The sequence below is a fragment of the Providencia hangzhouensis genome, from assembly GCF_029193595.2.
Classification (GTDB): domain Bacteria; phylum Pseudomonadota; class Gammaproteobacteria; order Enterobacterales; family Enterobacteriaceae; genus Providencia; species Providencia hangzhouensis.
Genome location: NZ_CP135052.1, coordinates 67,423 through 81,327, shown reverse-complemented (window position 1 = coordinate 81,327; position 13,905 = coordinate 67,423). Strand labels below are relative to the sequence as shown.

Sequence of the window (13,905 nt, the reverse complement as noted above, 5' to 3'; positions counted from 1 at the left end):
GCCTAGGAGTTGATATGTTACTTTCTTATGATTATGACGTCATTATAGGGAAACATAATGATATTTCTCATCATAAAAAGGGATCTTATAACCAGTCAACATTGTGGAGGCCTTCCTCATGGAAGGACTTTCCCATAGAACAAAATCCGCATTATCCAGATAAATGTGCATTAGAGTATTTTCAAAATAACATACATAACCACCCCCCCTTAGTATTAGCGTCTGAAATTCGTAGCTTTAAAAACATACTGAGTTCAGTAACTGAAGGAAAGGCGTTTATTTTACAGGGAGGGGACTGTGCAGAATCTTTTAATAATTGCCAGTCAACAGTTATCCGTGACTTTATGTTCACTTTTAACCAAATGGCAGGATTGATAAGTCAAGCAACTCACCTTCCAGTGATCAAAATTGGCCGCATAGCCGGTCAATACGCTAAACCTCGAAGTAACTCTTTTGAGACACAAAATGGTATTGAGCTACCAAGCTTTAGAGGTGAGATTATTAACGGTGCAGACTTTTCAGAAAAAAGCCGAACACCGGACCCCCAAAGAATGCTTAGTGCTTATCATTACTCATCTGCTACGCTCAATTTAATTCGGGCTATCAACACATCTGATCCTACTGAATATCAATCTAGATTGAATATCAAAGTTTATCCGGGTTCGACCGAGCAAACACACTACATGTCATTTCTAGAGGATTTATACAAAACTGCAAATTATCTTTCGCAGAAAGAAAATGCTATAAAACCGATGTATATCAGTCATGAAGCGCTCTTACTTCCTTATGAAGAAGCCATGACACGAAAAGACTCTAAAGATAACAAGTGGTATAACTGCTCTGCACATATGGTATGGGTCGGAGAAAGAACTAGAGATCTAAAAAAAGCACATATCGAATATTTAAGAGGGATAGAAAACCCTATTGGTATCAAATGCGGGCCAAATATCACATCAGATACGTTACTGAAATTAATAAAGAAATTGAATCCTAGTCAAGAGAAAGGAAAAATAGTTATCATCATTAGAATGGGAACGGGGGTTATTAAACAAAAGCTTCCAGCTCTCATTAAATCAATTCAGTCCAGTAGAGAGTTTGTCATTTGGATGATTGACCCTATGCATGGTAATACTAAAAATGCCAAAGAAGGATATAAAACACGCTATTTTACGGATATTACTGATGAAATGATTCAGTTCATTCATATATTAAAGGAAGCAGGAGTACATCCAGGAGGTGTCCACTTAGAAATGACAGGACTAGATGTTACTGAGTGCACAGGAGGTATTCCTGAAATCAGCGAAGAAGATATTAGTTATAGGTATCAATCATTATGTGACCCTAGACTCAACAGAATGCAATCTCTCGAAATTGCATATCTTCTAGGTAAAAACTGGAATTAGTTATTTTTACTAACCTAGCCCTCAATGTAGGGCTAGCCATTGCAATAGATAAAAAAATCCCCCGACTAAAAATAGCCGAGGGATATGCAAACATTTATTAGATTATTAGTGTATGCAAATTTGCATAGTGCAGCCTTTCTCTATTAGCCCAATCTTCAACAAGTAAATAAGTACTTGATGGGTTTGCCTTTCTCTCTTCTTGAAGGCTCTTAAACTCTGCTTTATTTTTTGGCGTATAACGCATCAATAATTGGTCTAACACAATATGCTTCTCAGCAAATTCAGAATCCATTTTTAAACGCTTATACAGTGTGTATGTGATGATGGCACTAACTGCCAACATGGAGATCACTGCGACAAAACTGTAATCTATCCCAAAAAAAATTCTTGCTGCATTTAATAGTAAAAATGGTACAAAAAACATCACAAGTATAGAAAGAATAATTGCACCATCTTGCCCATTATTAAATTCGTTTTCTTTCTGCTTATTTACAGAAAGAATTTGATCAAAAATCTTATGATTAGCGCTTTTTGCCTTTTTCATGCGATCCACCTTTGGCACATAAACAATATTTACATGAAATACAGTCAGTTAATGATTACCGCTTATGCTATTAACGACACATTGGGCTGTGTTCTTTCCATTGAAAATTCTATTTATAAATATATTTTATATCTTATGTAATATCTTAAGTTTATTGATTCATTATAAGCACAATAAAATAAAACATCAATTTAACAATTTTTATATATAAAAATAACTATCCAGATAAAATTCAGACAAAATTTAAAAGCGTGATGAACTACTTTCTTAGCAGAAAAAATAACTTACAACATATTATTCATTGATATTATTAATATTTAAATTATAAACACATACTGTTTTTACATATCAATTAACACTATAAAAGCCATAAAATATAAAAAGCCCAAAAAAGTAAAGTAGAATAAATCGATGAACTAATTCCCCTGATTTATTACTTATTTTAATATTTTAGGATTCATCTATCAGTAGGGTATATAAATGAATTCATTTCATACCTATTTAAGAGATGAAGGTTCCAGCTTACTTTCACTGCTCCATTTTCCTTTTTAAGTGGACTGTTACTTATTTCCCAAGTAATTCCATTCAGTACGGTGATGGAAAACCACCTATCAATCATATCCATTAGGTTTCATTAAAATTTTGCTACATATACCAAACAACTTGTGAGCTGTTACTCACTACTTTTCATCGTGAGCTTCCATTGACGATAGGTATATTCATGACTAATGGCCCTGAGAACAGGAATAAAATCAAATAAATCGAGTCGTTAAAATAAAAAAGTCGTTGGGTCATTGGGTTATTGGGTTATTGGGTTATTGGGTTATTGGGTTATTGGGTTATTGGGTTATTGGGTTATTGGGTTATTGAGACATTAAAGCGTTTCAACTCTAACATCAACAATTAGTTAGTTTCCCCAAACGCAAAAAAGCCACCCAATGGGTGGCTTTCTCACTAATTTAATGTCTGGCAGTTCCCTACTCTCACATGGGGAGACCCCACACTACCATCGGCGCTACGGCGTTTCACTGCTGAGTTCGGCATGGGGTCAGGTGGGACCACCGCGCTATTGCCGCCAGACAAATTCTGTTTTGTTCCCGTTTAGTTTTTTCTTCACTAAACCAGAACCTCAATCTCAAACAAGCTGCGTGTCCTTCACCTTTCGGCTTCTCACTTCTCGAAAACAACTCTATCTCTCTAAAACACCTTCGGTGTTGTCAGGTTAAGCCTCACGGTTCATTAGTATTGGTTAGCTCAACGTATCGCTACGCTTACACACCCAACCTATCAACGTCTTAGTCTTAAACGTTCCTTTAGGACCCTTAAAGAGTCAGGGAAGACTCATCTCAAGGCAAGTTTCCCGCTTAGATGCTTTCAGCGGTTATCTCTTCCGCACTTAGCTACCGGGCAATGCCATTGGCATGACAACCCGAACACCAGTGGTGCGTCCACTCCGGTCCTCTCGTACTAGGAGCAGCCCCTTTCAATCTTCCAACGCCCACGGCAGATAGGGACCGAACTGTCTCACGACGTTCTAAACCCAGCTCGCGTACCACTTTAAACGGCGAACAGCCGTACCCTTGGGACCTACTTCAGCCCCAGGATGTGATGAGCCGACATCGAGGTGCCAAACACCGCCGTCGATATGAACTCTTGGGCGGTATCAGCCTGTTATCCCCGGAGTACCTTTTATCCGTTGAGCGATGGCCCTTCCATTCAGAACCACCGGATCACTAAGACCTACTTTCGTACCTGCTCGAGCCGTCACTCTCGCAGTCAAGCTGGCTTATGCCTTTGCACTAACCGCATGATGTCCGACCATGCTTAGCCAACCTTCGTGCTCCTCCGTTACTCTTTGGGAGGAGACCGCCCCAGTCAAACTACCCACCAGACACTGTCCGCACCCCAGATAATGGGGCAACGTTAGAACATCAAACATTAAAGGGTGGTATTTCAAGGTTGGCTCCACGCAGACTGGCGTCCACGCTTCAAAGCCTCCCACCTATCCTACACATCAAGGCTCAATGTTCAGTGTCAAGCTATAGTAAAGGTTCACGGGGTCTTTCCGTCTTGCCGCGGGTACACTGCATCTTCACAGCGAGTTCAATTTCACTGAGTCTCGGGTGGAGACAGCCTGGCCATCATTACGCCATTCGTGCAGGTCGGAACTTACCCGACAAGGAATTTCGCTACCTTAGGACCGTTATAGTTACGGCCGCCGTTTACTGGGGCTTCGATCAAGAGCTTCTCCTTACGGATAACCCCATCAATTAACCTTCCAGCACCGGGCAGGCGTCACACCGTATACGTCCACTTTCGTGTTTGCACAGTGCTGTGTTTTTAATAAACAGTTGCAGCCAGCTGGTATCTGCGACTGGCTTCAGCTCCATGAGTAAATCACTTCACCTAATGCCAGCGTGCCTTCTCCCGAAGTTACGGCACCATTTTGCCTAGTTCCTTCACCCGAGTTCTCTCAAGCGCCTGAGTATTCTCTACCTGACCACCTGTGTCGGTTTGGGGTACGATTAATGATAATCTAGAGCTTAGAGGCTTTTCCTGGAAGCGGGGCATGAGCTACTTCATCACCGTAGTGACTCGTCGTCGGACCTCAGCATGTAGTGAACCGGATTTGCCTAATTCACCTGCCTACATCCTTAAACCGGGACAACCGTCGCCCGGATAGCCTAGCCTTCTCCGTCCCCCCATCGCAATTATCACCAGTACGGGAATATTAACCCGTTTCCCATCGACTACGCATTTCTGCCTCGCCTTAGGGGTCGACTCACCCTGCCCCGATTAACGTTGGACAGGAACCCTTGGTCTTCCGGCGTGCGGGTTTTTCACCCGCATTATCGTTACTTATGTCAGCATTCGCACTTCTGATACCTCCAGCATGCCTCACAGCACACCTTCACAGGCTTACAGAACGCTCCCCTACCCAACAATATCTAAATATCGCTGCCGCAGCTTCGGTGCATAGTTTAGCCCCGTTACATCTTCCGCGCAGGCCGACTCGACCAGTGAGCTATTACGCTTTCTTTAAATGATGGCTGCTTCTAAGCCAACATCCTGGCTGTCTGAGCCTTCCCACTTCGTTTCCCACTTAACTATGACTTTGGGACCTTAGCTGGCGGTCTGGGTTGTTTCCCTCTTCACGACGAACGTTAGCACCCGCCGTGTGTCTCCCGTGATAACATTCTTCGGTATTCGTAGTTTGCATCGAGTTGGTAAGTCGGGATGACCCCCTAGTCGAAACAGTGCTCTACCCCCGAAGATGAGTTCACGAGGCGCTACCTAAATAGCTTTCGGGGAGAACCAGCTATCTCCCGGTTTGATTGGCCTTTCACCCCCAGCCACAAGTCATCCGCTAATTTTTCAACATTAGTCGGTTCGGTCCTCCAGTTAGTGTTACCCAACCTTCAACCTGCCCATGGCTAGATCACCGGGTTTCGGGTCTATACCCTGCAACTTATTCGCCCAGTTAAGACTCGGTTTCCCTACGGCTCCCCTATACGGTTAACCTTGCTACAGAATATAAGTCGCTGACCCATTATACAAAAGGTACGCAGTCACACCCTAAAGGTGCTCCCACTGCTTGTACGTACACGGTTTCAGGTTCTATTTCACTCCCCTCGCCGGGGTTCTTTTCGCCTTTCCCTCACGGTACTGGTTCACTATCGGTCAATCAGGAGTATTTAGCCTTGGAGGATGGTCCCCCCATATTCAGACAGGATAACACGTGTCCCGCCCTACTCGTCGAGTTCACAACACTAACACCTTCGGATACGGGGCTATCACCCTTTACTGCCGGACTTTCCAGACCGTTCTCCTGATGCTAATGCTGATTAAGACTCTGGGCTGCTCCCCGTTCGCTCGCCGCTACTAGGGGAATCTCGGTTGATTTCTTTTCCTCGGGGTACTGAGATGTTTCAGTTCCCCCGGTTCGCTTCGTTTGACTATGTATTCATCAAACGATAGTGCAACGAATTGCACTGGGTTTCCCCATTCGGAAATCGTCGGTTGTAACGGTTCATATCACCTTACCGACGCTTATCGCAGATTAGCACGTCCTTCATCGCCTCTGATTGCCTAGGCATCCACCGTGTACGCTTAGTCGCTTAACCTCACAACCCGAAATTGTTTCAACGTTCACATTACTGTCATGGCTGTGCGTGGTGAACTTCTTCGTTGGGCAGTGCTCGCAATGCTCACGTACCTAAGTACGCTGCGCTTGCTGTGCGCTGTCCGCCTTGAATTTCACACTGCTCGCGCATGCCGCTCGAGTTTGTGACCGAAAATTTCAGGTCTGAAATTTTGAGAGACTCTCACATTGTTTAAGCGATAAACAATGTGCGTTGTTTTCAATTTTCAGCTTGTTCCAGATTGTTAAAGAGCATAATTATTCGCAATAGACTATTACTAATCTATTCTGAATAATCAGAAAAATTATGGTGGAGCTAAGCGGGATCGAACCGCTGACCTCCTGCGTGCAAGGCAGGCGCTCTCCCAGCTGAGCTATAGCCCCATAAAGGTATTTTCGGTATCAATTAATCTCTTTATAAGATTTTCTTATTCGGAGGTCTTTTTTCTTAGGCAAGGCGTGGATTAGCGAAGTTTACTTTTGGGTAAACGAGCTGAGCCATAACGCAGCATAAGAGAAAAGTGGTAGGCCTGAGTGGACTTGAACCACCGACCTCACCCTTATCAGGGGTGCGCTCTAACCACCTGAGCTACAAGCCTATCGATACCGCTACTCTATTTCATCAGACAATCTGTGTGAGCACTTCACAAAAACACTTCAATGGTAAGGAGGTGATCCAACCGCAGGTTCCCCTACGGTTACCTTGTTACGACTTCACCCCAGTCATGAATCACAAAGTGGTAAGCGCCCTCCCGAAGGTTAAGCTACCTACTTCTTTTGCAACCCACTCCCATGGTGTGACGGGCGGTGTGTACAAGGCCCGGGAACGTATTCACCGTAGCATTCTGATCTACGATTACTAGCGATTCCGACTTCATGGAGTCGAGTTGCAGACTCCAATCCGGACTACGACGTACTTTATGAGTTCCGCTTGCTCTCGCGAGGTCGCTTCTCTTTGTATACGCCATTGTAGCACGTGTGTAGCCCTACTCGTAAGGGCCATGATGACTTGACGTCATCCCCACCTTCCTCCGGTTTATCACCGGCAGTCTCCTTTGAGTTCCCGACCGAATCGCTGGCAACAAAGGATAAGGGTTGCGCTCGTTGCGGGACTTAACCCAACATTTCACAACACGAGCTGACGACAGCCATGCAGCACCTGTCTCAGAGTTCCCGAAGGCACCAAAGCATCTCTGCTAAGTTCTCTGGATGTCAAGAGTAGGTAAGGTTCTTCGCGTTGCATCGAATTAAACCACATGCTCCACCGCTTGTGCGGGCCCCCGTCAATTCATTTGAGTTTTAACCTTGCGGCCGTACTCCCCAGGCGGTCGATTTAACGCGTTAGCTCCGAAAGCCACTCCTCTAGGGAACAACCTTCAAATCGACATCGTTTACAGCGTGGACTACCAGGGTATCTAATCCTGTTTGCTCCCCACGCTTTCGCACCTGAGCGTCAGTCTTTGTCCAGGGGGCCGCCTTCGCCACCGGTATTCCTCCACATCTCTACGCATTTCACCGCTACACATGGAATTCTACCCCCCTCTACAAGACTCTAGCTGACCAGTCTTAGATGCCATTCCCAGGTTAAGCCCGGGGATTTCACATCTAACTTAATCAACCGCCTGCGTGCGCTTTACGCCCAGTAATTCCGATTAACGCTTGCACCCTCCGTATTACCGCGGCTGCTGGCACGGAGTTAGCCGGTGCTTCTTCTGTCGGTAACGTCAATCGCTGATGATATTAGCATCAACGCCTTCCTCCCGACTGAAAGTACTTTACAACCCTAGGGCCTTCTTCATACACGCGGCATGGCTGCATCAGGCTTGCGCCCATTGTGCAATATTCCCCACTGCTGCCTCCCGTAGGAGTCTGGGCCGTGTCTCAGTCCCAGTGTGGCTGATCATCCTCTCAGACCAGCTAGGGATCGTCGCCTAGGTGAGCCATTACCTCACCTACTAGCTAATCCCATATGGGTTCATCCGATAGCGCAAGGACCGAAGTTCCCCTGCTTTGCTCCTGAGAGATTATGCGGTATTAGCTACCGTTTCCAGTAGTTATCCCCCTCTATCGGGCAGATCCCCATACATTACTCACCCGTCCGCCGCTCGTCAGCGAGAAGCAAGCTTCCCCTGTTACCGCTCGACTTGCATGTGTTAGGCCTGCCGCCAGCGTTCAATCTGAGCCATGATCAAACTCTTCAATTAAAAGTAGCTTGATGCTCAAAGAATGTTTACTGTCGTATGTCTTCTTGCGAAAACATATTACCTATTAGTTCATATATATGAATTAACGTGTTAGTCACTCTTCAAGACTTAAAATCAAATATTTTTTTGATAGTGTCCTGTGAGTGCCCACACAGATTGTCTGATAAATTGTTAAAGAGCGTTGCGACTAAATCTTTCGATTTTCGGACTTGATTCCGTGAATCAGGTCGTTGTCGCGAGGTGTCGTATAATACGTTTTTTATTTAGAAAGTCAAGCGTTTATTTTCAACTTTTTTCTTTCTCACCTCTGTTATCACTGGGTTATGAAGTTTTCTTCTAACCGGTTTGTCGTGACAACGGATGCGCATTATAGGGAGTCGAAAAATTCTCGCAAGTGTTTTTTTGAGTTTTTATCTTGTTCGTGTTTTTTTTAGCCAAAAACATATTTATAAGTTAAATTAGGTCTATATGTTGACTATTTAAGCAGCAATCACACATCTACTCACGTAATATATGCATCTAAGAATTATGCTTTGAGATGAATTATGGAATTAAGTAAGCAACAAACAGCCTCACAAAAAAATCGCTCTTATATTATTGCAGAAAATCTTGGCCAGTTGATTTTAACCAGCGCCTATTTACCTGATTCCATTTTACCCAGCGAATTAGAATTATCAGAACAATTCCAAGCGAGTCGAACAGCAATAAGAGAAGCAATAAAAATATTAGCGGCAAAAGGAATGGTATTAGCACGCCCCAAAATAGGTACCCGTGTTATGCCTCCCTCAAATTGGAATTTTTTAGACCAAGATCTCTTAACATGGTGGTCCAATAGTGAAGAGCAATCGGTCGTGATGGAACACTTTAAAATGGTTCGACTCGCAATAGAACCTCAAGCTTGTTATCTTGCGGCTATACATGCGACAAAAGAACAAAAACAATCATTACAATTATTAGCAAGTGAAATGCAGTTACTCGCCAAAGAATTTGACAGAGCGCATTGGGTGAAAGTTGATTATCATTTCCATTTAACTATTTACAAAGCTTGTGCCAATCCTTTCTTAATTTCTTTTGCTAATTTATTCCGTTCTATTTATCTGCGTTACTTTGATGTCATTACTAATAATGAGGTTATAGAGGTCGAAATTCATCAACAACTTGCCAATGCAATTATTCATGGTAAAAGTACAGTAGCACTCGACCTTTGCTATAACTTACTAACGATTACCCAAAAGCAAGACTAACAAAACAATATTCCATTAAAGCTTTCATTTATTTGTATAGGTAACTGATGTTCAAAACAGCGAAAAATATGTCTGGCCTTCCATGGATTGCGGCAATGGCCTTTTTCATGCAAGCGCTTGATGCCACAATTTTGAATACGGCTTTACCTGATATTGCAAGAAGCCTCGATCACTCGCCGCTTGCGATGCAATCAGCCGTAGTCAGTTATACGCTTACTGTTGCTCTATTGATTCCTGTTAGCGGCTGGTTTGCAGATAGATTTGGTACAAGACGTATATTTATTTTAGCGGTTTCTTTATTTTCTCTTGGTTCATTACTTTGTGCCCTTTCGCCTTCCTTAAATTTCTTAGTGACCTCTAGGGTTATTCAAGGAATTGGTGGGGCAATGATGATGCCAGTCGCCCGCTTAGCCTTAATAAGGGCTTACCCTCGAAGTGAGTTATTACCTATCTTAAATTTCGTCACCATCCCTGGTTTAGTAGGGCCAATATTGGGGCCTCTATTAGGTGGTATCTTAGTAACCTATGCAACTTGGCATTGGATATTTATTATTAATATTCCTATTGGTGTTTTAGGTATTTTTTATGCCTTAAAACATATGCCTGACTTTAAAATGCCAAAACGTAAATTTGATACTTTAGGGTTCTTATTGTTTGGTTCCGGCTTAGTCATGCTATCTGTCAGCTTAGACTTATTCAGTGATAAATCTCTTTCAACATCGATTCCAGTCACTATTGTCTTAGTCGGCTTTCTCTTCTTATTTGTTTATATTTTCCATGCAAGACGCACTAAGCACGCAATAATCCCATTGAATTTATTTAAAACGCGTACATTTTCTATTGGGATCAGCGGTAATATCGCGACACGCTTAGGAACAGGCAGTATTCCATTTTTAATGCCACTAATGTTGCAGGTGGGTTTTGGTTACGAAGCCGTTGTGGCAGGAATGATGATGGCACCACTAGCAATAGGGTCAATCACTGCTAAATCGGGAGTTACTCGGGTCCTAACTAAGTATGGCTACCGTAATACATTATTTGTTATCACCATTATTATTGGATTAATGATCGCACAGTTTTCCTTACAATCACCAAGTATGTCGATTTACCTGTTAATCGTACCTTTATTCATTTTAGGAATGGTGATGTCAGTGCAGTTCACCGCAATGAATACTATTTGCTTGGCTGATTTAACAGACAATAATGCGAGTGCGGGAAATAGTATGTTAGCGGTGACTCAGCAACTATCGATAAGCTTCGGTATTGCAGTCAGTGCTGCAATCTTAAACTTCTATGGTGGACAACCTAATAGCAATACGGTCGATAATTTTCACTACACTTTTATTACCGTTGGTGTCATTACGCTTATCTCAGCTTTTGTCTTCTTATTATTAAGTAAGACAGACGGTGACAATTTAATAAAAAACAAAACCAAAAAAGCGAAGAATTAATATTTTTTAACCGATTGGCGCTCAATTAGCTCAGGGGTAAGAACCAAAACGCTCGCCTTTGCTTCTGGGTTATCCATACGATAAATAAGTTGGTCAACAGCCTGTTGGCCTAACTTATCTTTTGGCTGATGAATTGTTGTTAGTGGTGGGATCATATAAGGTGAAAGATCGATATCATCATAACCAATAATTGAAATATCATCAGGTACTTTCAAGCCCTTTTGGTATATCGCTTGATAAGCTCCCACCGCCATCGCATCATTACCGGCAAAAATAGCCTCGGGAGGGACAGGTAAACTAAGCAGTTTATTCATAGATTCAAACCCACCAGCAAATTCAAAATCACTGAAAATGATATAATCATCATAAATATTAATGCCGCAATCTGTCATGGCTTGAATAAAACCTTGATGACGCGCTCTTGCTGGTGATTTATCTTGTGGTCCTGCAATACATGCAATACGGGTAAAACCAGATTCAATAAGGTAACGAGTGGCTATTTCCCCACCCAGAAAAGAGTTATCTTGAATGATATCGCCATCTGATTCGAATGGTGACCAGTCCATCATAACCGTTGGCACAGCGGGGTAACGAGCCAAAACATTTTTTGATGGTCCTTGAACTTCTGTGCACATAATCAATAGCCCATCAACACGCTTTTGTAGCAACGTTTCTAAACTATGATTCATCCGCTGAAGGTCACCTTCAGTGTTGCACAAAATCAAACTATAACCGCGTTCGTAACAACTCCGCTCTACCCCCCGCACTACTTCTGCGTAGAATGGGTTATTACTTGTTGTCAGTAACATCCCAATCGTATTAGTACGATTCATTTTTAAACTACGCGCTAACGCAGAAGGGGCATAGTTTAACTCTTCAATCGCATTTTTAACGCGAGTGGTAATGCTCTCGCTGACATAGCGATTTTGATTAATAACGTGAGAGACGGTGGATGTCGACACCCCCGCAAGGCGTGCCACATCTTTCATTGTTGCCACAAGTTAATCCTGTTGAGTCAAAAACTGGTCAATTTCTTTACGCCATGGAACAGACGGTTGAGCTCCTGGGCGAGTCACAGCTATCGCCGCCGCCGCATGGGCAAAAATAATCGCTTCTTCGTCAGCCTTACCTTCAAGCAGTGCAGTAACGTAAGCCCCATTGAATGTATCACCTGCGGCAATAGTATCCACTGCTTTTACGCGAAATGCAGAAATTATTTTACCTTCTGCACCTTTTTCACTATACCAAACACCTCGAGAACCAAGTGTTATCATCACTTTACTAATACCTTTTTGATGTAAGGCTTCAGCTGCATCCTGAGCACCTTGATTATCATTAACCGCAATACCTGTTAAGTGTTCAGCTTCTGTTTCATTTGGTGTGATGATATCAACTAATGATAATAATGAATCAGGTAATGATTGAGCAGGTGCAGGGTTCAAAATGACTTTCGTATTGTTTTTCTTAGCTATTTCAGCGGCCATTTGTACTGTTTCAATGGGGGATTCCAGTTGCATCAATACCGCATCCGCTTCCACAATTTTTTGCTGATAATGAGCTAACCTTGCCTTGGTTAGTTGCGCATTTGCTCCTGCATTGATGCCAATTGTATTTTCCCCTTGTTGATTCACATAAATGAGGGCGACACCTGTCGTTTCACCTTCAATTGCATCAATACATTCAGTTTTAATATTATCGAGAGATAACTGTTTTTTTATACTCACACCAATATCGTCATCACCAACACAAGCAATAAACGTTATGTCAGCACCACTGCGACCTGCCGCAACAGCTTGGTTGGCGCCTTTCCCGCCAAATGCAACTTGGTAATGATCGCCTCTAACGGTTTCACCCGGCTGAGGGAAATGCTTAACATTTAATATATGATCCGCGTTGATACTACCGAGAACCACCAGTTTTGCTGTACCCATAACGTTTATTTCCTTTTTTGATGACCAATGAATTGCAAACTAAAAATAAACCGCCGCAGTATGCCGCGGCGGTTTTTATCTTATTGTTTTACCACTAATTCCAATTCAACCGGAACCGTTGAATCCACTTTTTCGCCTTTTAAGACTTTATCTGCAATCTGAACACCAACAATCCCAATTTGGTCTGGGCGCTGTGCAATAGTTGCACCTAATTTTCCACCTTCAACGGCTTTGATACCATCATTTGTTCCATCAAAACCGACAACCAGAACATCAGTACGGCCTGCGGTTTGTAAAGCTCTTAATGCCCCTAATGCCATTTCATCATTTTGAGCAAATACCGCTTGAACAGCGGGATGTGCCGTTAACAAGTTTTGCATTACGTTCAAGCCTTTTGTTCTATCGAAATCAGCAGGTTGGCTCGCCAGTAAATTGAATTTGTGCTCTTTTGCTCCAGTATTAAAACCTTCACCGCGCTCACGCGCTGCTGATGTACCTGAAATACCTTCTAATTGAATCACTTTCGCTTCATTGCCTGTTTTTTGTGCAATATAGTCGGCAGCCATTTTTCCGCCCATGCGGTTATCTGATGCCACATGGCTGACAACTTCACCTTTGTTAGCTGCTCTATCCAAAGTGATGACAGGTATATTTGCTTTATTAGCCATTAATATTGAGTTACCCACCGCATCTGAATCCGTTGGGTTAATTAACATTAATTTTGTACCACGAACGGTTAAATCTTGAACGTTGGCTAATTCTTTAGCTGGATTGTCTTGGGAATCTAAAACAATCAGCTCATAACCCAATTTATCCGCTTCTTTTTGTGCGCTATCTTTCATCGTCACAAAGAACGGGTTATTCAATGTAGAAATTACGAGTGCAATGCTATCTTTCGCCATCGCATTGACACTAACGGTTGCACTCAGTGCAACTGCAGATAATAACGTTGCTAGTTTGTTCAGTTTCATAATAATTTTCCTGTAG

Annotated in this window: 7 protein-coding genes, 2 tRNA genes and 3 rRNA genes; 3 read left to right on the top strand and 9 right to left on the bottom strand. The window is 42.8% G+C overall.

Annotation, left to right across the window (positions count from 1 at the left end):
- The first annotated feature begins 14 nt into the window (after positions 1-14).
- Positions 15-1,403, top strand: coding sequence for a 3-deoxy-7-phosphoheptulonate synthase class II (locus tag PZ638_RS00320; RefSeq protein ID WP_112308040.1), 1,389 nt, complete (start codon positions 15-17; stop codon positions 1,401-1,403).
- A 97-nt stretch (positions 1,404-1,500) separates the two neighbouring features.
- Here PZ638_RS00320 and PZ638_RS00315 read toward each other — a convergent pair whose 3' ends face one another.
- From PZ638_RS00315 to PZ638_RS00290, 6 genes are all read right to left on the bottom strand, one after another.
- Positions 1,501-1,947, bottom strand: coding sequence for a hypothetical protein (locus PZ638_RS00315; RefSeq protein ID WP_094962901.1), 447 nt, complete (start codon positions 1,945-1,947; stop codon positions 1,501-1,503).
- Positions 1,948-2,911: 964 nt separating this feature from the next.
- Positions 2,912-3,027 (bottom strand): 5S ribosomal RNA (gene rrf / locus PZ638_RS00310).
- A gap of 138 nt (positions 3,028-3,165) precedes the next feature.
- Positions 3,166-6,071: ribosomal RNA gene (locus PZ638_RS00305) — 23S ribosomal RNA — on the bottom strand.
- A 325-nt stretch (positions 6,072-6,396) separates the two neighbouring features.
- A tRNA-Ala gene (locus PZ638_RS00300) sits at positions 6,397-6,472 on the bottom strand.
- A 138-nt stretch (positions 6,473-6,610) separates the two neighbouring features.
- Positions 6,611-6,687 (bottom strand) — tRNA-Ile (locus PZ638_RS00295).
- 65 nt (positions 6,688-6,752) lie between these two features.
- Positions 6,753-8,292, bottom strand: a 16S ribosomal RNA gene (locus PZ638_RS00290).
- Together the 16S, 23S and 5S rRNA genes with 2 tRNA genes alongside form the textbook arrangement of a ribosomal RNA operon.
- Before the next feature lie 545 nt (positions 8,293-8,837).
- Between PZ638_RS00290 and PZ638_RS00285 the strand changes: the two genes are divergently transcribed.
- Positions 8,838-9,536, top strand: coding sequence for a FadR/GntR family transcriptional regulator (locus tag PZ638_RS00285; RefSeq protein WP_004906351.1), 699 nt, complete (start codon positions 8,838-8,840; stop codon positions 9,534-9,536).
- A 47-nt stretch (positions 9,537-9,583) separates the two neighbouring features.
- Positions 9,584-10,987 (top strand): multidrug transporter subunit MdtD, encoded by a 1,404-nt coding sequence (gene mdtD / locus PZ638_RS00280; RefSeq protein ID WP_004906350.1) that lies wholly within the window; start codon positions 9,584-9,586, stop codon positions 10,985-10,987.
- On the opposite strand, the gene rbsR is transcribed toward mdtD, so the two are convergent.
- The 3 genes from rbsR to rbsB all read right to left on the bottom strand — a co-directional run bounded on the left by rbsR (position 10,984) and on the right by rbsB (position 13,889).
- Complete coding sequence (gene rbsR, locus PZ638_RS00275; RefSeq protein WP_164454777.1) at positions 10,984-11,985, bottom strand: ribose operon transcriptional repressor RbsR; 1,002 nt, start codon at positions 11,983-11,985, stop codon at positions 10,984-10,986. The genes mdtD and rbsR overlap by 4 nt on opposite strands.
- 3 nt (positions 11,986-11,988) lie before the next feature.
- The gene (rbsK, locus tag PZ638_RS00270; RefSeq protein ID WP_004906346.1) at positions 11,989-12,918 is read right to left on the bottom strand and encodes a ribokinase; all 930 of its coding nucleotides are present in this window, start codon (positions 12,916-12,918) and stop codon (positions 11,989-11,991) included.
- Positions 12,919-12,998: 80 nt separating this feature from the next.
- On the bottom strand, positions 12,999-13,889 hold the full coding sequence (gene rbsB, locus PZ638_RS00265) for a ribose ABC transporter substrate-binding protein RbsB (protein ID WP_094962015.1): 891 nt from the start codon (positions 13,887-13,889) through the stop codon (positions 12,999-13,001).
- Positions 13,890-13,905: the final 16 nt, after the last annotated feature.